This is a genomic window from Salsipaludibacter albus (genome assembly GCF_019798055.1).
GTDB classification, from domain to species: Bacteria; Actinomycetota; Nitriliruptoria; order Nitriliruptorales; family Nitriliruptoraceae; genus Salsipaludibacter; species Salsipaludibacter albus.
On record NZ_JAHOPH010000013.1, the window covers coordinates 57,986 to 81,274 of the forward strand.

General features: G+C 71.5%; 23 protein-coding genes and 1 other RNA gene. 5 read left to right on the forward strand and 19 right to left on the reverse strand.

Annotated elements, in window-relative coordinates; all coding sequences use genetic code 11:
- Positions 1–77 precede the first annotated feature (77 nt).
- The 4 genes from KR546_RS09930 to KR546_RS09945 all read right to left on the reverse strand — a co-directional run bounded on the left by KR546_RS09930 (position 78) and on the right by KR546_RS09945 (position 4,687).
- On the reverse strand, positions 78–1,976 hold the full coding sequence (locus KR546_RS09930; RefSeq protein ID WP_238444550.1) for a choice-of-anchor B family protein: 1,899 nt from the start codon (positions 1,974–1,976) through the stop codon (positions 78–80).
- Positions 1,977–2,154: 178 nt separating this feature from the next.
- Entirely contained in the window at positions 2,155–2,958 is an 804-nt protein-coding gene (locus KR546_RS09935; RefSeq protein ID WP_338019134.1) for a nitrilase-related carbon-nitrogen hydrolase, read from the reverse strand.
- Entirely contained in the window at positions 2,955–3,590 is a 636-nt protein-coding gene (locus tag KR546_RS09940; protein WP_238444551.1) for a TetR/AcrR family transcriptional regulator, read from the reverse strand. The genes KR546_RS09935 and KR546_RS09940 overlap by 4 nt, the downstream gene beginning before the upstream one ends.
- Before the next feature lie 119 nt (positions 3,591–3,709).
- Positions 3,710–4,687 (reverse strand): acyl-CoA desaturase, encoded by a 978-nt coding sequence (locus tag KR546_RS09945; protein ID WP_238444552.1) that lies wholly within the window; start codon positions 4,685–4,687, stop codon positions 3,710–3,712.
- Between the two features lie 233 nt (positions 4,688–4,920).
- Here KR546_RS09945 and KR546_RS09950 point away from each other — a divergent pair, with 233 nt between their 5' ends.
- Both KR546_RS09950 and KR546_RS09955 read left to right on the forward strand, forming a co-directional pair.
- Positions 4,921–5,781, forward strand: coding sequence for an inositol monophosphatase family protein (locus tag KR546_RS09950; protein ID WP_238444553.1), 861 nt, complete (start codon positions 4,921–4,923; stop codon positions 5,779–5,781).
- A gap of 84 nt (positions 5,782–5,865) precedes the next feature.
- A complete protein-coding gene (locus KR546_RS09955) occupies positions 5,866–6,666 on the forward strand; it encodes an MBL fold metallo-hydrolase (RefSeq protein WP_238444554.1) in 801 nt (266 codons plus the stop codon).
- A gap of 66 nt (positions 6,667–6,732) precedes the next feature.
- Here KR546_RS09955 and ssrA read toward each other — a convergent pair.
- From ssrA to KR546_RS19700, 8 genes are all read right to left on the reverse strand, one after another.
- Positions 6,733–7,093: a transfer-messenger RNA gene (gene ssrA / locus KR546_RS09960) on the reverse strand.
- Between the two features lie 133 nt (positions 7,094–7,226).
- A complete protein-coding gene (gene smpB / locus KR546_RS09965; RefSeq protein WP_274387902.1) occupies positions 7,227–7,703 on the reverse strand; it encodes an SsrA-binding protein SmpB in 477 nt (158 codons plus the stop codon).
- A gap of 118 nt (positions 7,704–7,821) precedes the next feature.
- Positions 7,822–9,402, reverse strand: coding sequence for a M23 family metallopeptidase (locus KR546_RS09970; protein WP_238444556.1), 1,581 nt, complete (start codon positions 9,400–9,402; stop codon positions 7,822–7,824).
- Entirely contained in the window at positions 9,392–10,282 is an 891-nt protein-coding gene (gene ftsX, locus KR546_RS09975; protein ID WP_238444557.1) for a permease-like cell division protein FtsX, read from the reverse strand. The genes KR546_RS09970 and ftsX overlap by 11 nt, the downstream gene beginning before the upstream one ends.
- Before the next feature lie 134 nt (positions 10,283–10,416).
- Entirely contained in the window at positions 10,417–11,115 is a 699-nt protein-coding gene (gene ftsE / locus KR546_RS09980) for a cell division ATP-binding protein FtsE (RefSeq protein WP_238444558.1), read from the reverse strand.
- Positions 11,116–11,483: 368 nt separating this feature from the next.
- Positions 11,484–12,605 (reverse strand): peptide chain release factor 2, encoded by a 1,122-nt coding sequence (gene prfB, locus KR546_RS09985; RefSeq protein WP_238444559.1) that lies wholly within the window; start codon positions 12,603–12,605, stop codon positions 11,484–11,486.
- A 184-nt stretch (positions 12,606–12,789) separates the two neighbouring features.
- Positions 12,790–13,134, reverse strand: a complete 345-nt coding sequence (locus tag KR546_RS09990; RefSeq protein ID WP_238444560.1) for an antibiotic biosynthesis monooxygenase family protein — start codon at positions 13,132–13,134, stop codon at positions 12,790–12,792.
- 102 nt (positions 13,135–13,236) lie between these two features.
- Entirely contained in the window at positions 13,237–13,983 is a 747-nt protein-coding gene (locus tag KR546_RS19700) for an alpha-ketoglutarate-dependent dioxygenase AlkB (protein WP_238444561.1), read from the reverse strand.
- 82 nt (positions 13,984–14,065) lie between these two features.
- Here KR546_RS19700 and KR546_RS10000 point away from each other — a divergent pair, with 82 nt between their 5' ends.
- Positions 14,066–14,428, forward strand: coding sequence for a hypothetical protein (locus tag KR546_RS10000; protein WP_238444562.1), 363 nt, complete (start codon positions 14,066–14,068; stop codon positions 14,426–14,428).
- Positions 14,429–14,443: 15 nt separating this feature from the next.
- On the opposite strand, the gene KR546_RS10005 is transcribed toward KR546_RS10000, so the two are convergent.
- The 3 genes from KR546_RS10005 to KR546_RS10015 form a co-directional block, all read right to left on the reverse strand.
- Entirely contained in the window at positions 14,444–15,520 is a 1,077-nt protein-coding gene (locus KR546_RS10005) for a hypothetical protein (protein WP_238444563.1), read from the reverse strand.
- Between the two features lie 100 nt (positions 15,521–15,620).
- Positions 15,621–16,472 (reverse strand): ABC transporter permease, encoded by an 852-nt coding sequence (locus KR546_RS10010; protein ID WP_238444564.1) that lies wholly within the window; start codon positions 16,470–16,472, stop codon positions 15,621–15,623.
- On the reverse strand, positions 16,469–17,461 hold the full coding sequence (locus tag KR546_RS10015; RefSeq protein ID WP_238444565.1) for an ATP-binding cassette domain-containing protein: 993 nt from the start codon (positions 17,459–17,461) through the stop codon (positions 16,469–16,471). Before KR546_RS10015 ends, KR546_RS10010 begins: the two co-directional genes overlap by 4 nt.
- Before the next feature lie 206 nt (positions 17,462–17,667).
- Between KR546_RS10015 and KR546_RS10020 the strand changes: the two genes are divergently transcribed.
- Positions 17,668–18,267: a cysteine hydrolase family protein gene (locus KR546_RS10020; protein WP_238444566.1), complete on the forward strand. Its 600-nt coding sequence runs from the start codon at positions 17,668–17,670 to the stop codon at positions 18,265–18,267.
- Positions 18,268–18,304: 37 nt separating this feature from the next.
- Here the strand turns inward: KR546_RS10020 and KR546_RS10025 are convergent, their stop codons facing one another.
- Entirely contained in the window at positions 18,305–18,988 is a 684-nt protein-coding gene (locus KR546_RS10025; protein WP_238444567.1) for an HAD family hydrolase, read from the reverse strand.
- A 127-nt stretch (positions 18,989–19,115) separates the two neighbouring features.
- Here KR546_RS10025 and KR546_RS10030 point away from each other — a divergent pair, with 127 nt between their 5' ends.
- Positions 19,116–20,579, forward strand: coding sequence for an NAD-dependent malic enzyme (locus tag KR546_RS10030; RefSeq protein WP_238444568.1), 1,464 nt, complete (start codon positions 19,116–19,118; stop codon positions 20,577–20,579).
- A gap of 37 nt (positions 20,580–20,616) precedes the next feature.
- On the opposite strand, the gene mscL is transcribed toward KR546_RS10030, so the two are convergent.
- The 3 genes from mscL to KR546_RS10045 all read right to left on the reverse strand — a co-directional run bounded on the left by mscL (position 20,617) and on the right by KR546_RS10045 (position 23,198).
- Positions 20,617–21,042, reverse strand: coding sequence for a large conductance mechanosensitive channel protein MscL (mscL, locus tag KR546_RS10035; protein ID WP_238444569.1), 426 nt, complete (start codon positions 21,040–21,042; stop codon positions 20,617–20,619).
- 138 nt (positions 21,043–21,180) lie between these two features.
- On the reverse strand, positions 21,181–21,921 hold the full coding sequence (locus KR546_RS10040) for an alpha/beta hydrolase family protein (RefSeq protein WP_238444570.1): 741 nt from the start codon (positions 21,919–21,921) through the stop codon (positions 21,181–21,183).
- Complete coding sequence (locus KR546_RS10045; RefSeq protein ID WP_238444571.1) at positions 21,918–23,198, reverse strand: cation:proton antiporter; 1,281 nt, start codon at positions 23,196–23,198, stop codon at positions 21,918–21,920. The genes KR546_RS10040 and KR546_RS10045 overlap by 4 nt, the downstream gene beginning before the upstream one ends.
- Between the last annotated feature and the right edge of the window lie 91 nt (positions 23,199–23,289).

A 23,289-nucleotide genomic window follows, 5' to 3' on the forward strand; every position in this document is an offset into this window, starting at 1 on the left:
CACGCGTCGGACAGACCGGCGGGCGCCACCCTGGGGTGGCGCCCGCCGGTCGTGCGTCCAGGTCGTGCCTCAGCCGATCACTCGACGCCCGGGATGCGGGGCTTGAGGATGAACAGGCCACGGTCGATGCTGCTGACGGCAACCACGCCCTTCTGGCGGAAGTACGGGTAGTTGCTCCACGTCCCACCTTCGAACGTGGCGTTGTCGTTGTCCGGGTAGACGTCGAAGTAGGCCACTTCCTCCAGGCCGGAGGCGGGGTCACTGACGTCCGTGATGCGCAGTCCGGTCGTGTAGTTCGACTGGTACATCAGGTCGCCCTCGGTGTACAGGTTGTGGTCGATCGAGGTGGTCGCGTTGGTGTAGGTGTCCGTGTGGACCGGGTTGCGCAGGTCGGACACGTCCCAGACCCGGGTGGTCGTGTTCAGCCCGTTGAGCTGCTCGTCGCCTTCGTCACCGTGCATGAACCACGCCTGGTCCTCGGTCAACCACCCCTGGTGGGAGTAGCCCGAACCGCTGTAGCCCAGCACCGAGAGGGTCTCGGGGTTGTCCTTGTCGGTCACGTCGACGATCGAGAACAGGTTGGCCGCAGGGTTGGTCGAGTAGGCCAGCCCGTTGGAGTTGAAGCAGATCTCGTGACCCTGGAAGTCCGCGTCCGGCCCGTCGTACACCACGCACTGGGTGTCGTGGACGTAGCCGTTGCCGTCGAAGCAGCCACCGAACTGGGGATCGACCGGGTCGTTGATGTCGATCATGTGCAGCCCGGTGCCACAGGACGGCGCGTCCGGATTGGTCGACACGCTGCCGGTGGCCGGCAACCCGGCCTTGATGACGGCGCCGTCCTCGAGCGAGACCATGACCGCGGGGATGGTGATGGACGGGTCGGAGCCACCCATCGAGATGGTGCCACCGCCCGGAGCGTTGTTGGCGACGATCAGCGCGACCGCGCCGGCGGCCTGGGCGTTGGCGGCCTTGATGGTGAAGTTGCAGGAACCCCGGTCCGCGATCGCGATCGCGCCTGCGGGGAAGCCGACCAGCGGCTGGCATGCATCTGCCGTCGCCCCGGTCGCGTCGTCGGTGAGCACGACGCTGCCCGACAGGCCCGCCTCGCTGGCGGCCGGCCCGAAGGCGGCGTCGTTGGCCTGGTAGGAACCGGCGGTCGCGGACGGCGCGTCGATGGTGACCAGGTTCGGCAGCCCCTGGGCCGAGTGCGGGCCCGCACCGACCGAGTACGCGAAACCGGTGTCGGTGTTGATGTTGATGTTGTGCGCGGACCCGTGGCCGATGTAGTGGGCGTCCATGTCGTACTCGGTGTAGGTCCCGTCCCAGTCCCGGAGGCGGGTCAGGTCGAAGACCTGCACGCCGTGGTCGGTGTGCTCGGAGACGACGAACGCGTGGTCCTCGTAGACCTTGATGTCGCGCCACGTGGAACCGCCCACGGTCGACGCCGTCGGCAGGATGCCGAGCACGACCGGGCGACGCGCCTGGGTGATGTCGACGAACACCGTGCCGTTGGTGGCGCCCACCAGCGCGTAGTCCTTCCTGGTGGCGGGGTCGGTCCAACCCCAGATGTCGTTGGCGCGGGTCGTCCCCAACTCGGCATGGGACACGTAGGCGAGCATGTCGATGCCGTCACACGGGAACAGGTCGGCGGCCATGCCCCGCACACACGGGGCGAAGGTCGGTGCCTGGCTGTCGGGGTCGGCCCGGTCCGCGGGACTGGTCGTGTTGTCGACCACGAAGTCACGCTCGAGGATCGGCTCCACCTCGGCGAACTTGTCGGGACAGTCCGGCGCCTCGGTCGACAGCAGGCTCGAGAACACGTTCACGGCGGCCACGACCTTGACCAGCATGCTCGTCGGCGGCGCGATGACGCAGGAGTCATGGGCCTGGGCGGCTCTCGGGTTGGCGACGACCAGCATCAGGGCCAGCGCCAGTACGACGGCCAGGCCGATCGGCCTGCGCAACGGGTGGGTCATTGACGTCTCCTCGGGGGGAACCAGGCCTCTGGGACCTGCCCGGAGGGACGGCCACGCCGTCCAGCAGGAACCTCGTTCTCCCCGGTCGACCACCACAACGACTTCGATCGGGCACCACGACTTCGTTCGGCTGGCGCACGAACTGGCCGTGGACGCTTCCCAGAAGGCCGGCCGTCGGTCAGGAAAGGTCGGCGGAGAAGCGGCGGTCCGGCAGGAAGCGGAACCGGTCGCGCACCTCGGCGACACGGTCGGTGTCGACCGTGGCCACGAGCAGGGTCGGCTGGCCGGCGGCCGAGGCGACGACTTCGCCCAGTGGATCGACGACCATCGAGTCCCCCGAGTACTCGAGGTCCCGGCCGTCGATCGTGCGCCCGACCCCGACCCGGTTCAGTCCCACCACCCAGGCCTGGTTCTCGATCGCCCGGGCCCGCAACAGCGTGCGCCAGTGCGCCCGACGGGGGGACGGCCAGTTCGCGGGGACGACGAACAGGTCGACGTCGGGCCCCAGCGACCAGAAGACGTTGGCGAAGCGCAGGTCGTAGCACACGAACGGTGCGACGCGGACCCCGGCCACGTCGACGATCCGCGTGGCCCGACCCGGTGCGAAGTGCTGGTCCTCGCCGGCGTGCGAGAACGGGTGCACCTTGTCGTAGTGGTGCACGGTCCCGTCCGGACCGGCCAGCAACAGCCGGTTGGTGGGCCGACCGTCGTCACCCCCGTCGGCACAGGCGAAGCTGCCCACGAGCCACGCCCCGGTCGCGGCGGCGCGCTCGACCAGGAAGGTGGCCGAGGGTCCCTCGGCGGGCTCCGCCGTGACGTCGGTCGCCATCGAGAACCCGGACGGGAACATCTCCGGCAGCACCACCAGATCCGCCCCGATCGCCGCGGCGCGATCCACCTCGCGGTCGAACATCGCCAGGTTGGCGTCGCGGTCCTCCCAGGCCAGGTCGGCCTGCACCCCGACGACCGTCAGGCGGGTCACGACGCCGCCTGGTCACGGTCGGCGAGGATCCGCAGCGGGGCGGGCTCGGCCTCGAGTCCCCGCAGGCCGTTCCACAACAGGTTGACCACGTGGGCCGCCATGCGGTCACGGTCGGGCTTGCCGGCCTCCAGCCACCACTCCCCCACGAACGCCACCGCGCCGATCAGCATGCGGGCGTACATCGGCGCGGCCTGGTCGTCGAACCCGCGCTCGGCGAAGGTCTCGCGCAGCAACTGCTCGACGCGCACCGCGACGTCGGACATGACCGTGGCAAGTCCGCCCTCGCTGCGGCCTGCCGGGGCGTCGCGGACGAGCACGCGGAAGCCGTCGCCGCGCTCGTCGATGTAGGTCAGGAAGGCCAGCGCGGCCTGCTCGCCGGCGACGCGTGCCTGGTTGGTGGCGACCGCCGCACCCATCCGGGCGGACAGCTCCTCGATCTCGCGGTCCACGACCACGGTGTAGAGGCCGTCCTTGCCGCCGAAGTGCTCGTAGACCACCGGCTTGGTCACGCCGGCGCGGTCGGCGATCTCCTCGACGGTCGTGGCCTGGTAGCCGCGCTCGGCGAACAGGCTGCGTCCGACGCCGATCAACTGGCGTCGTCGTTGGGGCCCGGACATCCGGGTGGTGGCCACGGCGGGGTCCTCGTGATGGGCACGTGCGCGGGGAGCGCCCGGTCGAGTCTAGGTGACCGGGGTGATCCCCCCGGACCGCCGGACGCGGGCGCCGCCATGGCCGGGTCGGCCAGTGACGATCAGGTCTTGGCCGGCCGTGGGAGCCGCTTGCGCGCCATCTGGGTGGAACTGGGCAGCTTGACGTTGCGGGCGAGACCGACCAGCTTCATCGAGCGGATCGTGATCCACGACAGGTCGAACTCCCACCAGCGCAGCCCGTGACGGGCCGATGCCGGGAAGGCGTGGTGGCCGTTGTGCCACGACTCCCCGAAGGACACCAGGCTCAGCCACGGGTTGTTGCGTGACTCGTCGCGTGCCTTGAACGGGGTCGTGCCGTAGAAGTGGCAGATCGAGTTGATCGACCAGGTGACGTGGTGCAGCAGGAAGACCCGGACCAGGCCACCCCAGACCAGTCCGGTGAGTGCCCCGGCCACGCTGCCCGCCCACAGGCCGCCGATCAGCGCCGGCAGCCCGAACGTGGTCAGGATCAGCAGGGGGAAGGACCGGTTGACGCGCACCAGGCCCGGGTTGTCCAGCAGGTCGGGGGCCCAGACCTCCGCCTTGGTCCCCGAGGGGTTGAACATCCAGCCGAGGTGGGCGTGGAACAGGCCACGCAGCACGCCACGGACCCCGTCCGCTGCCTCGAGGTGGGGCGAGTGCGGGTCGCCCTCCTCGTCGGAGTAGGCGTGGTGGCGGCGGTGGGTGGCGACCCAGTCGATGACGCCACCCTGGATCGACAGCGATCCGGCGATGGCCCACCCGATTCGCACCCAGTTGGGGACGTCGAAGGACTTGTGGGTCAGCAGCCGGTGGAAGCCCACCGTGATGCCCAACCCGGTGATGACGTAGAAGACCCCGAACAGGACCAGGTCACGACCCGTCAGGCCCCAGCCCCACACTTGCATGGCCGCGAACAGGATGCCCAGCGGGGGGATGATCGAGATCGCCAGCATCGAACGCCGCTGCCACCGCACCGTGTCCTCGGTGGGCGCCTCGACCCCGCGGATCGTGGTGGCCTGGGTGCGCATGTCGGAGACGACTTGGGCTGGTGATCGCATGGAGTCCTCGAGAGGTGGGTGGCTCGTTCCCGATGCGTCGGAACGCGATCGACGGGCGGGGCCGGGGTCGGCCCGGCGCGGTCGTCGTGCCTCGCTGGTGGTCGTCGCGGCGGCGGGAACCTACGCCATCGTAACCCATGGCCCTCTCGCGGCGGGGGCCCCGACCCCCGGCCGTCCGGCCAGCATGTCCCCGCCCCCGGTGGCGCGCGCCGCCAGGCCGTACGGTCGCGCCCATGGACCCGTCCCCGTCGCCCCGTGTCGGATCGCCCGCCGAGCTGCTCGACCCGGCGGTCGCCCGGGTGGTCCGTCGTGCCGCCGGGGTGGCCAACCGTGCCGTCGACGACCTGCGGTCGGACCTGCTGGCCGGGGCTGGCACCAGCCGGCGCCACGTCAAGCGCGACGGCAGCCCGGTGACCGACGCCGACCGGGCCGTCGACCGCGCCCTGGTCACCGCCTTCACCGACGCCTTCCCCGACCACGGCGTCCTGTCCGAAGAGGGCGACACCACCTGGCACGGCGCCGAGTGGACCTGGGTGGTCGACCCGATCGACGGCACGTCGAACTACGCCGCCGGACTGCCGTGGTGGTGCGTGTCGGTCGGGCTGGCGCACCACGGCGAGGTGGTGTGGGGCATGGTGGACGCCCCCGAGCTGGGACGTCGCTGGGAGGCCACCCGGGGTGGCGCGACCACTCGCGACGGCCGGCTGGTCCACGTGGCCGAGCCCGTCGACGTGTCTCGTCGGGTCGCTGCCAACCATCCCGTCGCCGTCACGCAGGGCACCATCCGTCGACGCCGCCGAGGCACCTTCTACAAGGCACGCGTCATGGGCTCGGCAGCGCTCGAGCTCGCGATGGTCGCCGACGGCACGCTCCTGGCCGCCTACCAGCGGGTGCCCAAGGCGTGGGACGTCGCCGCCGGTGGCCTGCTGGTCACCGAGGCGGGTGGCGCGGTCGTGTGCCCCGACCAGCCGAGCCACTTCCCCCTGCAGCCCGGCGTCGACGTCGCCGGCCAGGGCGTGGTGACGGCCGCGGGTCCCGACCGGGCCTGGGTCCAGGACTTCGTCGAGCGGCTGTGGCCGGACGACGAGTCCTGACGGATCGATGACGAGGCACGGTCGGCACGTGACAGCCGGCCGCCCGGGGAGTTTGCTGGAGGCACGTCGACCACTGGGACTGCGATGGATCCTCGACCCACCGCGCGTCCGCCCGTCAACGGGCTGACCCGCCGCGTGCTCCTGCTGGACCTCGGCACGGCGGCTGTCGCGCTGGTCCTGGGTGGCTGCACCTCGTCGGAGCCACAGGACACGCCCACGAGCACCGAGGCACGGGCAGCCGACACCCCGGCGAGCCCCGGCCCCGCCGCGTCCGGCTCCACGTCGGGCGACGAGCTGCGATGGGAGCGGGTGCTGGGCGGCGCCGCGTCCGCCTACGTGCTGGTGCGGGCCGGACAGGCGACCGTGGTGGACACCGGCCAGGCGGGCACGGCCTCCGCCCTGGAGGACGGGCTGGCGGCACTCGGGGTCGGCTGGGCCGACGTGTCCGACGTCGTGCTGACCCATCGCCATCCCGACCACGTCGGCAGCCTCGGGGAGGTCGCCGACGCGGCGTCCGACGCGACGCTGTCGGCCGGACGGGGCGACCTCGAGGCGATCACGGCCGACCGCCGGGTCGTGGGGATCGGCGACGGCGACACCGTCATGGGCCTGCAGATCGTCGAGACCCCCGGCCACACCCCCGGCCACGTCAGCGTGTTCGACCCCGGCAGTCGTGTCCTGGTGGCGGGCGACGCGGTCAACGGGACCGAGGACGGCGGGGTCGCCGGACCCAACGAGGCCTTCACGCCGGACATGGACACGGCGTGGGCCTCCGCCGGGACCCTGGCCACGCTCGAGCCACGGGTGATCCTGTTCGGCCACGGACCGCCCGCCGTCGACGACCCCGCGGCGCTGTTGCGCGACCTCGTCGCCACGCAGGGATAGGTCGGGTCCCGGACACGCGAAACGGCCCACTCCGGTGGGAGTGGGCCGTGCGCTGCGTTGCCGACGTGGTGGAGCTGGCGGGAGTCGAACCCGCGTGCCGCGGTCCCGCGAAGGGTGGCTCTACGTGCGTAGGTTCCGGAAAGATCTCGGTCGACGGAGCTCCGGTGCCAGGCTCGATCCGTCGACCACACCATGGAAAGAGTCCCGCGTCACACCATGGTCCCCGTGACGCAGCAGAAGCCCTGTGTCGTCGCTGCGGTCCCCCTACAGGGCGTCAGGGGCGCAACGTCACAGCCTTGTCAGGCTGCGAGAGCCAGGTTGTCCTTGGCGTTTGTGTGTTTCGACTGGTGATTTCCGGGAGTCAGTCGACTCTCCCGGCACGCTCCTCGCAACGCGGACTGACCACGGTCGAAACCGTTTCAGCCCCGAGAAGTGGTGGCCCGGTGACCCGGGCCACGTGGTCGGCAACGCTGTGGAGTTTTCATGCGCGGCGAACACCGCGTCTGTCGAGGGTAACGGGTGACCGGCGCCCGATCATTCCCGGCGACGGCGGCGCCTGGCTAGCGGCGGCGGTCCTTGAGGGCCCGCTCGACCTGTCGCTGGGCGTCGCGCGCGGCGACGTCGCGACGCTTGTCGGCCACGTTCTTGCCCTTGCCGAGGAAGAACTCGAGCTTGGCCCGCCCGTGCTTGAAGTAGATGCGGGTCGGCACCAGGGTCACGCCCTTGGTCGCCACGGATTTTCCGAGCTGGTCGAGCTCGTGGCGGTGGAGCAGCAGCTTGCGGGGCCGGGTCGGGAAGTGGTTGTTGCGGTTGCCGTAGGCGTACTCCGGGATGTGGGCCTGTTCGAGCCAGGCCTCACCGGTGTCGTTGTCCAGGCGGATCCACGCCTCGGCCAGCGACCCACGACCCTCGCGCAACGACTTGACCTCGGTCCCGACCAGCGACATGCCGGCCTCGTGGCGGTCGTCGAGGAAGTAGTCATGGCGCGCCCGGCGGTTGTTCACCGCCATCTTCACACCTTCGGAACTCTTCGCCATGCCCACGACGGTACCGGCGCCACCCACGCGCGTTCCCGACCGATCCACCCGGCCTCGAACGCCACCGTGACGTACCGCAACGACGACGCTGGCCTCAGCGGAACCACGGCCCCACGCGTCAGCGGAACCACGGCATCGGGTCAACGGGGGGGCCGTTGGGGCCGTCGACGTGGACCTGCAGGTGCAGGTGCGGACCGGTGGACAGTCCCGTGCTGCCGATGGTGCCGATCTGCTGGCCGGCGACGACCTGCTGTCCAGCGGACACCATCAGGCGCTGCTGGTGGGCGTAGAGCGTGGCCACCGACCCGTGGTCGATCACCACGACGTTGCCGTGGCCACCCGACGAGAAGCTGGCCCGGTGCACGACGCCGTCGGCCACGGCGAAGATCGGCTGGCCTGCGGGCGCGGCGATGTCGAACCCGGCGTGGAGACGTCGGGTGTCCAGGATCGGGTGGTGCCGGTAGCCGAACACGGAGTTCACGCACCCGGCGGTCGGCCACACCCAGGTGGACGTCGAGCCGCAGCCGCTGCCCCCGGACGGGGGTGGCGGCGGTGGTGCCACGGTGGGCGTCTCGCCGGCGTCCCCGGCGTCGGATCCGCCGGACGACGAGCCGGGCCGCGCCTGCTCGGCCACGCGGCGCTGTTCCTCCGACCGGACGGCCGCGGCACGCTGCTCGGCCTCCACCTGGGCCTGCGTCTGTGCGACCCGGCCGGTCTCGGCCGCCTTGGCAGCTTCCTCGGCCGCACGAGCAGCCTCCTCGGCGGCGGCCCGCGCGGCCTCCTCGGCGGCGCGGCGCTCCGCCTCGACCCGCCGACGCTCCACCTCGGCACGTCGCTCGGCGGCCAGGTCGGCCTCGAGGGCGTCGATCTGCTCCTCCAGGACCAGGCGCTCGTCCCCGAGGTTGGCCAGGTCGGCCTCGACCTCGGCGACCGTCGCATCGCGGGCCTGCTGTTCGTCCCGCGCCGCCTGCTCGGCCGCGGTGGATGCGGACGCGGCGTCCTCCCGGGTGCCGCGGACCTCCGCGGTGCGGTCGCGGGCCTCCTCGACCCGGTCCTCCTCCGCGCGCGCCGCGGCGAGCTGGTCGGTGCGCGCCAGTTGCAGCTCGAGGTAGTCGGCGACGAGCTGGTTGTCGTCGGCGACGACCGCACGGATCATCTGCTGGAGGTGGACCGCGTCGTTGAACTCCTCCATCCGCAGGACCATCGACGCGGTGTTGAGGTCGCCGCCACCCTTCCACGTCTCGCGGACCCGCAACTGCAGCAGGTGTCGGGTCTCGGCCAGCGAGGTCTCGGTGGCGGCCAGGCGGTCGCGGGCGTCGGCGAGGGCGTCGGTCGCCTCGCGCAGCACGCCCTCGACGTGGGCCAGGTTGGCGTCGGCGACGGCCAGCGCCTCGGCGGCGGTCGCGGCGACCTCGGCGGTCTCGACGACCCGACGATCGGCGGCCTCGAGGTCGGACCGGGCGCGGACGGCCGCGGCCTGGGTGTCGGACTCGGCCGCGGCGACCCGGACCAGCTCGTCCTCGGCGTCGGCGATGCGATCCTGGAGGTCGACGATGGCGGCGTTGGACACCGTCTCGGGGTCGAGCGAGGGCTCGGGCGTCTCCTGGGCGAACGCGCGAAGCGACGTGGCCGACGACAGCAGCAGCAGGGCCGCGACCACCAGGGCCACGAACCGCCACTGCGAACCGTCAGACGTCAAGGAACCCCCACAGCGCGACGATCGACGATCCCCCGGTCATGACGACCGCCGGTCCGGCCAGCCAGGGCCAGATGCCGGCGATCTGTGCCCGAGTGAGGAACGGCACGAACGTCAACGACTCCTGCAACGTGGTGAACATCCATGGCACGAACACCACCAGGATGCCCCACGATACAGCGGCACCGATGAGCCCGGCAAGGACTCCCTCGAGGATGAAGGGCAGTCGGACGTACCAGTTGGAGGCACCGACCAGCTTCATGATCTGGGTCTGGTCACGCCGGGCGAAGGCCGCCATGCGGACGGTGTTGGCCACCAGGACGGTCGCGGCCAGCATCTGGATGGCGGCCACGAACAGCGCCGACCAGCGGATGGTGGACGTGAAGGCGAGGAACTCGTCGAGCAGTTCCTTCTGGTCGACGATGGACTCGACCCCCGGCCGGTTCTCGTACTCGGTCTGGATCGCGTCGAAGCGCTCGGGGTCGGTCAGCTTGACCCGGAACGAGGCCGGCAGGGTCGTCTCGTCGACGCTCTCGAGGAAGGTGGGCTCGTTCGCGAACTGCTCCTGGAAGGCCTGGTAGGCCTCCTCCTTGGTCTCGTAGAAGACCTGGTCGACCAGCGGGTTGCCCTCGAGGTCGGTCAGCAACTCGTCCTGCTGGCTGTCGGTGATCGGCGGGCACGACAGCCCGTCGCACAGGTAGATCGAGACCTCGATCTTGCCGGTCCAGTCATCGGTCGCGGCGTCGACCTGCTGGCGCAGCAGGACCGAGGCGCCGAACAGGGCGAGCGAGACCGTGACCGACAGGACCACGGCCACCGTCATCCACAGGTTGCGACGGAGGCCGATGGCGGCCTCGTTGAGGATGTAGGACCAACGTCGCATCTTCGGGTGGCTCCTGGTGGACAGAGGTGGGTGGTGGTGCGGGACGGCCGGGGCCGGGTGTTCGTGCGGTGTGGCCGCTGCGGTCGCGACGAGAAACGGTCACCGCACGCCTGCGCCGGTGACCGCCGGGTGGGTCAGTTGGCGTAGCCGTACACGCCCCGGGCCTGGTCACGGACCAGCTCACCCCGGGACAGCTCCACGACCCGCTTGCGCATCGAGTCCACGATGTGCTGGTCGTGGGTGGCCATGACCACGGTCGTGTTGGTGCGGTTGATCCGGTCGAGCAGCTTCATGATGCCGATGGAGGTCTGGGGGTCCAGGTTTCCCGTGGGCTCGTCGGCCAGCAGGATCGGTGGCTGGTTGACGAAGGCCCGGGCGATCGACACGCGCTGCTGCTGGCCGCCGGAGAGCTCGTGGGGCTTGGAGGTGGCCTTGTCGGACAGGCCGACCAGGTCCAGCACCTCCGGCACGCGCTGGCGGATGACCGGGTTGGGCATCCCGATGACCTCGAGTGCGAACGCGACGTTCTCGGCGACGGTCTTGTTGGTCAGGAGCTTGAAGTCCTGGAACACGTAGCCGATGTCGCGTCGCAGCGCGGGCAGCTTCCAGCGTCGGAGGCTGTTGAGGTTCTTGCCGGCCACCCAGATCTCGCCGGTGTCCGGCTCGACCTCGCGGGTCAGCAGCTTCATGAACGTGGACTTGCCGGACCCGGAGGGACCGACCACGAACACGAACTCGCCACGGTCGATCTGCACCGTCAGGTCACGCAGGGCGACGACCGTGTCCCGGGAATCGGTCCGGTAGGTCTTGGTGACGTCCTCGAAGGAGATCATGGCAGCGTCTGGCTCCACGCAGGGGTCGAACCGGCGCGCCCCGTGCGCCGGTCATTGCATCTGGAACCGTATCAATCCGGGGGTCCGTGCGACCATGGGGCCACGGCCGGACGGCCAGTGCGCGCCCGTCGACATCGCACCGCTCCGGCGCGCCGACCTCCGGGCGCATTGGAGTTGCTCGGCTGGGGCCTCGCAACGTCCAGCGCAACTCGTCGACATCGCACCGCTCCGGAGCCGTCGACCTCCGGGCGCATTGGAGTTGCTCGGCTGGGGCCTCGCAACGTCCAGCGACGCATGTCCGGCGAACCCCCTTGCCTCCGGGCGCATTGGAGTTGCTCGGCTGGGGCCTCGCAACGTCCAGCGCGGGGTCAGTCGTCGCGGGCGCGTTCCTCGGCCCGGCGCCGCAGCTCCGCCTCGATGAACTCGTCCAGGTCCGAGCCGTCCAGCACGGCGTCGGGATTGCCGACCTCGTGCTCGGTGCGCAGGTCCTTGACCATCTGGTACGGGTGCAGCACGTAGGACCGGATCTGCGAGCCGAACCCGACCTTCTGGCGTCCGCCGCGGAGCTCGTCGAGCTCCTCCTGGCGCTTCTGGCGCTCGAGTTCGTCGAGCTTGGCCGTCAGGACCCGCATCGCCGCGGCCCGGTTCTGGTGCTGGGACTTCTCGTTCTGGCACGACACCACGATCCCGGTGGGGATGTGGGTGATCCGCACGGCCGAGTCGGTCGTGTTGACGCTCTGGCCGCCCGGGCCGGACGAGCGGTACACGTCGACGCGGATGTCCTCGTCGGGGACCTCGACCTGCTGGTCGACCTCCGGCAGCAGCGGCACGACATCGACCATCGCGAAGGAGGTCTGGCGTCGAGCGTTGCCGTCGAAGGGCGAGATCCGGACCAGCCGATGGACGCCGTGCTCTGCCGACAGCAGGCCGTAGGCGTCCGGGCCCGACACCGCGAACGTGGTCGACTTCAGCCCCGCCTCCTCCCCCCAGGAGTTGTCGTAGACCTCCGCGCTGAACCCGCGGTTGGTCGCCCAGCGCAGGTACATCCGCTGGAGCATCTCGGACCAGTCCATCGCGTCGACCCCGCCTTCGCCGGCCTGGATCGACACGATCGCGTCGCTGGCGTCGTGCTCGCCCGACAGGAGCGTGGCGACCTCGAGCCGGTCGATGTCACGTGCCATCGACGTCAGGCCACGAGCGACCTCGGCCGCCGAGTCCTCGTCGTCCATCTCCTGGGCGAGCTCGTTGAGCACCTCGAGGTCGTCGAGGCGCTCGGACAGGGTGTCGTGGCGCTCCAGGTCGTCGCGCACCCGGGACAGCTCGGTCGTCACCTCGCGGGCCGCGTCCGGGTCGTCCCACAGGGTCGGGTCCGCGGCGCGACCCTCGAGGTCCTCGAGCAGCTGGCGCTTGGCCTCGATGTCGAGGTAGCCGCGGATGTGCTCCACGCGGGCACGCTGTGCCTCGAGGGCGTCGGCGTGGTTGTCGGCCATGACGGCGTTCCTTGCAGGTGGTCGGGTGCGGCGAGGACCCACGGCAGCGACACGGGTCGGTGGCGGGGTCCGGGAGGGTGACCGGCGTGACGAGTGCGGAAACGCCAGTCCGTGGAGGCAGGCTATCCCCGCCCGCGTGGTCGTCGGACGTCACGCCTGGTCGATCGAGGCTGTGGCCCGGTCGTCAGGGACGCGACTCCTCGATGATCTCGAAGGACAGAAGCTCGGCCTGCGCCGCGGCCGGTGGGCCGGAGGGCCGGGACGACCCGTCGTCCCCACCGCCCTCGCCGTCGCCGCCGGCGTGGCCCTGGCGGAAGGCACGCGACTCCATCCATGCCGTGAAGGCCTCCTCGGTCTCCCACCGGGTGACGACGAAGTAGCGATCCGAGTCGTCGGTGGGGCGCAACAGCTCGAAGGACTCGAAGCCCGGCGTCTGGTCCACCTCGCCGGCCCGGGCGGCGAACCGCTGCTCGAGGACCTCGCGGCGCTCGGCCGGCACCTGCAGCACGTTGATCTTGACCACGCTCACGGGGGTTCCTCCGTCGGGGACGTCGTCTCCAAGGTGTACCCGCCGGCTCGTCCGATCGAGCCGTCCGGACCCCGTCCCCCGGACGGCCGCGACCCGTGGTGGTCAGCCGTCGAGGGAGGTGCGGAACATCACGGCGATGCGCGGTCCGGCGTCGGCCACCTTCGGGACGGCGTGCTGCCAGGTCCGCTGGCACGTGCCACCCATGACCAGCAGGTCGCCACTGGCGGGCTCCAGCGCGAGCCCACCGGGCCCACGCCGCCTCCGGAGCCGGAACGGACGGGGCGAACCCAGGGTGAGCACGGCGATGGTGGCCCGGTCGCGATCCCGGGCACCCCGGTCCCCGTGCCAGGCGACCGAGTCCCGTCCGTCGCGGTACAGGTTGGCCGAGACCCGGGTGAGCGCGGTCCGGTAGCACTGGCTGAGCACCGCCCCCAGGCTGCGCAGCACCACGAGCTCGTCGGGCAGTTCGCCGACGGTCCAGCGCACGCTCAGGCGTGGACAGGCGACGACCTCGTCGAACAGCACCATCTCCTCGGCGCGCCACTCGGCGGCAGCAACGACCCGGTCGAACAGGTCGAGGCTGCCCTGCACCAGGCCCGGGACCACGTCGACCCAGGCGCCGTCGGCCAGCTCGTGACGGCGACGGGTGGACAGCGACCGGTCGAAGGCCACCTGCTCCCCCTGGTCGAACAGCGACGACTGGCGCGCGGCGACGTCACCCGGTCGCACGCGCACCCGACGACTGGTCGGCTGGCGTCCCGGGTGGGCGGCCTCGGACGACCGCTCGGGATCCGGGGCGGGCGAGGGCGTGGCGAAGGCGGTCGACATGTCGTCCAGACTATCGAACACGTGTTCGATCAACAACCCCTGACCGTGGCACCGATCACCCGTGTCGGCACGCCCCGTAGTCTGGAGCCGGCCCGGTCGATGCGTGCGCCCGCCACCCGACCTCGCCGCACGCGTGGTTCGCCTGCCAGACCAGAAGACCTTCCAGCAGACGTGGCAGTCGATGGCCTGGGGTCAGCGACGCGAGGTGCTGCGGTCCGTCAACCGGGGCCAGGCCATGCGTCGACGCAAGGACGCCCGGCTGGCGGTGATGGTCGCCCGCCAGCAGCAGCGCTACTGGCGATGGGCGTGGCTGTTCGCCCCGGTGGTCGCCCTGATCCTGCTCCCCAACTGGGTCGCGGTCGCGGTCAACGCCGTCCTGCTGGGCCTCGTGATGGGCGGCTTCGCGTGGTTCCGCCACCGCCGCGCGGTCGAGTCCGAGCGCGCCAACCTCGAACGACTGCAGTGAGCCGTCCGGAGCGGCTCACTCCTCACGCTCGGGCTGCTCGACGTCCTCGGCGTCCAGGCTGGTGAACAGCTCCGCGGGTTCCGCACCGTCGTGGCGCAGGAACGCGGCAAGCAGGCCACGCCGGTTGGCCAGCTCCTCCCCCGCGTAGGCCTCCTCCTGCTCCTCGTTCGGGCGCAGCGGGATGCCCGCGGACCGCAGCCGGGCCACGCCCGGCCGGGGCAGTCCCCCCGAGTCGGCGACGTGGATGCCCATCGACTCGACCGCGCGCAGGAACGTGGTCACCGTGGCACGGCACGGGGCCATGGCGGAGCGCTCCAGGGCCAGGGCCGGGGGATCGTCGACCACGTGTTCCAGCAGGGTCAGGGACTCGTCCAGCACGGTGATCGACGGGGCCAGCGCGGTCGACCGGTCGTCGCTGTGGAAGTAGGCAACGACGGGGTACGCCAGGTGGCGCTGGGCCACCAGGGCGATCTCGGGGGTGAGCGCGATCAGGTGGAGGTCGAGGTCTCCGAAGTCACGGCCGTTGTACGCCCGCTCGAGGATCTCGGTCGGGTCGCCCCCCAGGGCACTGATCGTGGCCGCCACCTTGCGCTTGTGGACGACCGCGTTGATGACCGGGAGCACGTAGGCGATGGCGACCCCGATGAAGGCGACCCCGGTCAGTGCCGCGAGCTGCTCGGCGAAGCGCCACACCCCCGACCCGGGCGTGAAGCCACCGGTGCCCCGGCCCAGGATCAGCGCAGCCGCGTAGTGGATCCGTCCCCAGGCCGGTGTGAGGGCCTCGCCGTCCTCGAGCAGCGATCCCTCCTGGCCGAACACCAGCCCCCAGCCCACGATCATCAGCAGCAACCACGACATGACGATCGCGACGACGATGACCGGCCCCGCGGCGCGCAACAGCGAGTGCGCCTGCAACCGGCTGTGCAGACCACGGAACACCCGCCAGCTCGTGCGCGACACGATCCGCGTGATCGGGCCGGGGCCACTGCTGACCGCCAGGACCGTGACGGCGACGTCGGCGATGACCAGTGCCACGATCGCCAGGCCGACCAGTGACGATCCGGACGTGAAGAATCGGACCACGTAGTCCATGCCGCCCCCCGGAGTTGCGAAGCGGTCAGGGTAGTTGCACGTGCGACGACCAGCGGCCGTCCGTGCGACGATCGGTGGTGGGCCGCCCCCGTTCCGACCCTCAGTCGCCCAGGCGGCCCCACAGCCACGCCGTGACCGGCACGAACACCACCATGATGCCGATCGACCAGCCCAGCGACCCCAGCACGTTGGCGGACACGTCGGTGCACAGGTCCTCGCCACACAGGTAGGCGCCGGTCGTGAGCACGCGGGCCGAGTTGGACACGAGGCTGACCGGGTTGATGTTCTCGGCGAAGTTCTGCAGGATCGGGGGCATCGTGGACGGGGGCACGAACACGTTGGAGATGAACGTCAGCGGGAACAGCCAGATGAACCCGGCCGACTGGACGGCCTCCGGTTCCTTCAGGGCCAGCCCGATCGCGGCCATGATCCACGAGAACGACAGGGCGAAGACCACCACGACCCCGAACGCCAGCGCCAGCTCGGCCGGGGTTCCGGTGGGACGCCACCCCACGAGCAGGCCGACCACGACCATGACCACCAGGCTCATCAGGTTCAGCACCTGGTCGGACACGACCCGACCCGCCATGGCGGCCGAACGGTTCATGGGCAGGGCGCGGAACCGGTCGACGATCCCGGACTTGAGGTCCTCGGCGACCCCGATCGCGGTCGTCGCGGCCCCGAAGACCAGCGTCTGGACGATGATGCCCGGCATCAGGAAGTCGACGTAGGGGATCCCGGGGATGGTGATCGCGCCACCGAAGATGTAGCGGAACAGCAGCACGAACATGATCGGCTGGATCAGCACGAACACCGCGATCTGCGGCTGACGCGCGATCCGGCGCAGGTTGCGTCGTGCCACGACGATGGAGTCTCGCAGGAACGACCCGCGATAGGTGCGGGCGATCTCGGCGACGTCGTGGCCGGTCACGGTCGGGGTCGCGGCGCTCATCGGCGTCCTCCGGTCGGCTGGGCGACGTCGTCCGCGGCCTCGTCGGCGACGGCCCGCTCACCGGTCAGCTCGAGGAACACGTCGTCGAGCGACGGACGACGCAGCCCGAGGTCGACCAGGTCCAGGTCGGCGTCGTCGAGCGCCCGCACGGTGGCGGCCAGTCGGGCTCGGTCGCCCTTGGCCGGGAACGACAGGCGCCCGTTGCGGGGATCGGTGTGCAGCTCGCCCCCGGCGATGTCGCGCAGGGCGTCCGACGCCCGGTCCAGTGCGGTGGGGTCCGACAGCTCGACGACGATCGTCTCGCCCCCCACCCGGTCCTTGAGCTCGGCGGCGGTGCCCTGGGCGATCCCGCGGCCGTGGTTCATGACCAGGATGTCGTCGGCCAGCTCGTCGGCCTCCTCGAGGTACTGGGTGGTCAACAGCACGGAGGTGCCCAGTGCCACGACCTCCCGGATCACCTCCCACAGCGCGAACCTGCTGGACGGGTCCAGGCCGGTGGTCGGCTCGTCGAGGAACACCACCTCGGGTGAGGTGACCAGCGACGCGGCCAGGTCCAGGCGGCGGCGCATCCCACCCGAGTAGCCCCGTGCCGCGCGGCCACCGGCATCGCTGAGCCCGAAGCGATCGAGCAGGTCGTCCGCCCGTCCACGAGCGACGTCGCGTGGCAGGCCCGACAGCTGCGCGACCATCACGAGGTTCTCGCGCCCGGTCAGGTGCTCGTCGATCGCCGCGAACTGTCCGGTCAGACCGATCCGCGACCGGATCCGGGCGCCCTCGGTCGCGACGTCGAAGCCGGCGACCCGGGCCGTCCCCTCGTCGGCCCGCGACAGGGTCGTCAGGATGTGCACCGCGGTGGTCTTGCCCGCGCCGTTGGGGCCGAGCAGACCGAGCACGGTGCCGGTGGGCACTTCGAGGTCGAACCCGTCGAGCGCGGTCGTCTCACCGAAGCGCTTGACCAGGCCATGGGCCTCGACGGCGGGTGCGGTCATGGGATCCTCCGACACGGCGAGTCGACGCGCCCGACCACGCCGTGGGTCCCGGTGGGGACGGTGGGATGGCCGGGGGCTGGGGCCGCCCGCCGACCCTAGAGTGTGGGACCCGACTGCGACAAGCCGGGCAGCGCACACGGGCAACAACCCTGATCCACCCACGCGCAGGCACCTCGCTCCTCGACCATGCCGACCGGGAACCACCCATGGACTCCACCCGCACCGCCGTCCTCGCACTGCACTTCCAGCACAACGTCGTCCACCCCGACGGCCTGTTCGGACCGATGCTGGCCGCGGCCGTCGCCGCCAGCGAGGTCGTGCCACGGGCCCGCGCCTTCCACGACCGGGCCCGCGATCGCGGCGTCCCGGTGGTGTTCACACGCTTCACCATGCCCGACGAGGGTGGGGCGTTCGTGGCCAACACCGACTTCATGGACCTGGTGGCGGCCAACGCCGACCAGTTCCACCCGGATGCCTGGGGTGCCACCCTGGCCGACGGGATCGGGGCGCTGGACACCGACCTGGTCAGCGACAACCAGCGGCTGTCCGGTCTCGCCGCGACCGAGCTTCCCACCGTGCTGCTCGAGCGGGGCATCGACACGTTGCTGGTCACGGGCGTGGCCACCAACCTGACCGTGGAGCAGACCGCACGCCATGCCACCGACCTCGGCTTCACGGTGCACGTCGTCTCCGACTGCGTGACCGCGGCCGACGAGGACACCCACCGGGCGTCGCTGGCGAACCTTGCCCTGGCCTGCCGCTCGATCCTGACCGCGGCCGAGGCACTGGCTGAGCTGGACGGCTGACCCCGCACCTCTCCCGGACGCGACCAGTCCGGGCCGCTCAACCCAGCAAGAGGTCCGCGGCGCTGCGCAGAGAATCGACCTGCCAGGTCGCCACCGGACTGGGGTCCGCGTCGGCCGGGGCGATCCAGACCGTGTCCATCCCCACCGCGGCGGCACCAACGATGTCGGCGGCATGGTTGTCGCCCACCATCACCACCCGACCGGGGTCCACGCCGGTGCCCAGCAGGTCCAGGGCGGCCCGGAACATGGCGGGATCGGGCTTGGGGGCCGCGACGTCGTCGGAGACGACGACCGCCGAGAACAGGTCGCGCACGCCGGACGCGGCGAGGCGGCCGTGGGCGACGGCCGAGAACCCGTTGGTGACGGCGACGACCGGCACCCGCGCCGCCAGCCGACGCAGCGCGGCGACCGCACCGGGCAGGACCGGACCGGCTCGCCCGAGCCGGTCGAGGTAGTCCGCCGACACGACCGCCGGGTCGTGGCCCAGCCCATGGTGGTCCAGCAGCCGTGCCCAGCGCCGGACCCGCAGTTCCTCCGCCGTGACCGTGCCCCGCTCGAACTCCTGCCACAGGTCGGCGTTGATCGCCGCGTAGACCGGCAGGACGGCCCCCATGTCGGGCAGCCCCAGGCGGGTCGCCGTCCCGGCGAAGGCCTGCCGTTCCGCGGCCGGGTAGTCGAGCACCACCCCGTCGAGGTCACACAGCACCGCCACGTGGTCCACGGCCACTCCCCCGGCTCGGTCGGCGACGGCCCACGGTAACGCCCGTTGGCACCACGGCCGCACCTGGTCGCGCCGCGGCCGGGCCGACCGACCGTAGGCTGGCCCGGCCGGACGACCGGGGGAACGGATGCCGCCACCGCAACAGACCGTCACCTACTCGCTGGCGGTGCAGAACCTGCCCGGGATGCTGACCCGGGTCACCGAGGTGATCGACCGCCACGAGGCGGTGATCGTGGGGTCGGAGCGGACCGACGCCCAGCGCCACGTCATCATCCGGGCGATCAGCGTCGAGGTGGCCGACGACGCGGGTGCCGCGGCCCTGGGCGCGGACCTGCAGGACCTCGACGGCGTGGAGGTCCTGGGCATCTCCGACGACGTGACCGAGGCCCACCTCGGTGGCAAGATCGAGCTGCACAACCGACGACCGGTCGAGACGGCACACGACCTGTCCCTGGTCTACACGCCCGGCGTGGCCAAGATCTGCCGGGCGATCGCGGCCGACCCCGTCGAGGCCTACCGGCTGACCATCAAGTCCAACGCCGTGGCCGTGGTCACCGACGGCTCGGCGGTCCTCGGCCTGGGCGACATCGGCCCACTGGCGTCGCTGCCGGTGATGGAGGGCAAGGCGATGCTGCTGAAGTCCTTCGGCGACGTCGACGCCTATCCGTTGCTCGTCGACGAGCAGGATCCCGACACCTTCGTCGACACGGTGGTCCGGGTCGCGTCCGGCTTCGGCGGCATCAACCTCGAGGACATCTCGGCGCCACGCTGCTTCGAGATCGAGGGCAAGCTGCGTCGGCGGCTGGACATCCCGGTCTTCCACGACGACCAGCACGGCACCGCCGTGGTCGCACTGGCGGCGCTGGTCAACGCCGCCCGGGTCGTGGACAAGGACCTGGCGGACCTGCGGGTGGTCGTCCAGGGCATCGGCGCCGCCGGCGTGGCGATCGCCAACCTGCTGGCCGCCGCAGGGGTGACCGACCTGGTCGGTGTCGACCGGGACGGGATCATCGAGCCGAAGCGCAAGCAGGGCATGGACCCGATCCGTCGTCGGTTGGCAAAGCAGTCCAACCCACGCGGGCTGCGTGGCGACCAAGGCGTCGCGCTGGACGGCGCCGACGTCTTCATCGGGGTGTCGGGCCCCGAGTCCCTGCCACTGGAGAACGTGGCCCGGATGGCGCGGGACCCGATCGTCTTCGCCATGGCCAACCCCGTGCCCGAGCTGCACCCGGACCTGGCCGAGGGTCACGTGGCGGTCATGGCGACCGGGCGCTCGGACTTCCCGAACCAGATCAACAACGTGCTCTGCTTCCCCGGGATCTTCCGGGGGCTGCTCGACGCGGCGGCGACCAAGGTCACCGACCGGATGAAGATCGCCGCCGCCGAGGCGATCGCAGGAATCGTCGGCGACGACCTGGCGGCGGACCACGTCGTGCCGTCACCGTTCGACCGGACGGTCGCCCCGGCGGTCGCCGGCGCGGTCGCCGACGTCGCCCGGGCCGAGGGCCACGTCCGTCCCGGCTCGCGTGGCTCCCTGGAGGAGGAGGCCGCCGCGGCCGCCCACTCCGCTGCCCGGCGCGCCCTGTCCTGACCCGGTGTTCGGCCCGACCGACGCGGATGGGGGCAGCTCAGGCGTTGGGGCGGGCGCGCAGCTCGTCGCGGATCTCGGCCAGGATGGTGGCCTCCTCGGTGCGAGCCTCCTCCTCGACGACCTCCTCGGGGCCCTTCATCCGGTTGTAGGCCTTGACCACGAAGAACAGGGCCAGCGCCACCAGGACGAAGTTGATCACGGTGGTGATGACGGCCCCGACCGAGCCCGCACAGAGCTCGCCGGCCGCGTTCACGATGCCCTCGGCGCCCTCCGTTGGTGCCGCGCAGGCGAAGGTCCCGACGGCGTCGAAGTTGGGCTGGCCGAAGATCAGCCCGATCAGCGGCATCAGCACCCGGTCGACGATGGCCGTGATCACCGGGGTGAAGGCCGCGCCCAGCACGACCGCCACCGCGAGGTCGATCACGTTGCCGCGGTTGATGAAGTCCTTGAACTCCTGGATCATGGCGCACCTCTGTCGTCGTTCGGGGAGCGGGACCTGGCGGGGCCGCCGACGCCCGTGGAGGCTAGTCGAGGGTGCTCGACGACCATGGAGGTACCACGTGGTCGGGGTGGTCGTGCAGCCGTCCCGCGCGTCCAGGCCTCAGCCCGTGAGCGCCGACAGCCACGCGCGCAGCTCCCCGCCCCGGTGGGCCAGGACGTGCGCACTGCGATGGGTGCGTCCGTCCGCCGACCGGGTCCGGGCGACGTGCAGGCCGTGGTCGGCGTGGGGGACCTCCAGCAGGCGGGCCGGACCGCCGAGCGTCGGCAGGTGCGGACGCAGCTCGTCGGGTCCCCCGAACGGGTCGTCCCCGCCCTGCACGACCAGCACCGGCACGGCCACGTCGGGGAAGTGCGCCACGCGCAGCCGGTCGGGACGACCCGGGGGATGCAGCGGGTAGGACACGCACAGCAGCCCGATCGGCTGGGCGTCGTCGTGGTCGAGGTCATGGTCGTGGGTGGGGGCTTCCGCGGCGACCAAGGTGGCCACCCTCCCCCCGTAGGACTTGCCACCGAGCACCCAGCGATGCCCGGGGCGGGTCTCCGCGGCCGCGGCCAGGACCGAGGCCAGGTCTGCCACGCTCGCCTCGGCCCGGGGCGGCGGGCCGGACGCCCGGCGCTGGCGGTACGGGAGGTTGACCCGTCCGACCAGGTGCCCGCCGGCCGCCAGCTCGTCGGCGAGCTCGACCAGGACGTGATCGGTGAGGTCACCCCCGGCGCCGTGGGTCACCAGCACCGCCACGCCCGACGGGTCCGGCGGTTCGTGCCAGCAGACGTCCACGGCGTCGACCGCCGTCGACGGGACGGCCAGCCCCTCGGCCACGACCCGGACCGGCCCCGTCACGTCGGGCTCCGGCTCGTCGCGGTGTCGGCGTCGGCATCGGAGTCGCCGTCGGGAGCCCGACCGCCGGCCTGGTCGGCCACCTCCGTGGGATGCGGACGGCCGTCACCCGCCAGCCCGAGCAGTCTGGCCACGGGCCGACCCGTCAGCCCGTAGACGGCCACCGTGCCGAGGATGACCAGGAACACCGCCGGGACGAGGTCCTCGGCACCCCCCAGCCCGAGCTCCTCCAGACCGGTCCCCATCACCGACGCCGTCGCGGCCGCCACGATCCCGCGCGGCGCCATCCAGCCCACGAACAGGCGCTCCCGCACGTCCAGGTTCGACCCCAGCGAGCAGGCGGCGACCACCAGGGGGCGCAGCAGCAGGACCAGCACCGCGACGACCACGGCGACCAGCCCGACCAGTCCCGCCAGTTCGTCGAGCTCGAGGCGTGCTGCCAGGACGATGAACAGCAGCGATGTCAGCAGCAGGCCCAGGGTCTCCTTGAACCGCGCCACGCGGGTGATCGACACCCACGGCTGGTTGGCCATGGCGACACCCATGACGATCGCCGACATCAGCCCGGCCTCGTGGCGGAGCATGTCCGCGCCGACGAAGGCGGCCATCACCGTGGCCAAGGCCAGCAGGGTGGCGAGGTGCTCGTCGACGGCGTCCCAGCGCATCACCACGACCATGAGTCCGGCCGCGGCCAGGCCGACCAACAGGCCCACGAGCAGGGTCAGGCCGGCCTCGTAGAGCGTCGTCAGTCCCCACTGGCCTCGACCCGCCAACACGGTCTCGTAGACGATCACGGCCAGGGTCGCCCCGATCGCGTCGATGAACACGCCCTCCCACTTCAGGATCGAGTCGACCTGGCCCTGGACGCCGACGTGGCGCAGCAGGGGCAACACGACCGTGGGCCCCGACACGGTCAGGATGGCCCCGAACACCAGCGACACGGGCACCGACATGCCCAGCACCCAGTGGCCGGCGGCGGCACCTCCCACGGCGGTGAACACCACCCCCCACGACAGCAGGCGCCGGACCACGGACGAGACGTCACCACGCAGCTCGCGGAAGTTCAGCAGCAGGCCGCCCTCGAACAGGATCACGGCCACGGCCAGGTCGACGGCGTCGAACAGCCGTGCTCCGAACAGTGCATCGGGTTCGAGCCAGCCCAGCCACCCCCCGGCGGCCATGCCCAGCAGCAGCAGCACCAGGATCGACGGGACGCGCAGCAGCAACGCCAACAACTGTCCGGCCACGGCCAGCACGACGATCAGCGCGATGGCGTCCACATCGGTCCTGGGCGTCGGGGGCGGCGGGCTCCGTGCTGGCGGTCGGGGCGATGGCCCTCGCGAACCCGAGGGTAGGTGCCGCGACTGCCAT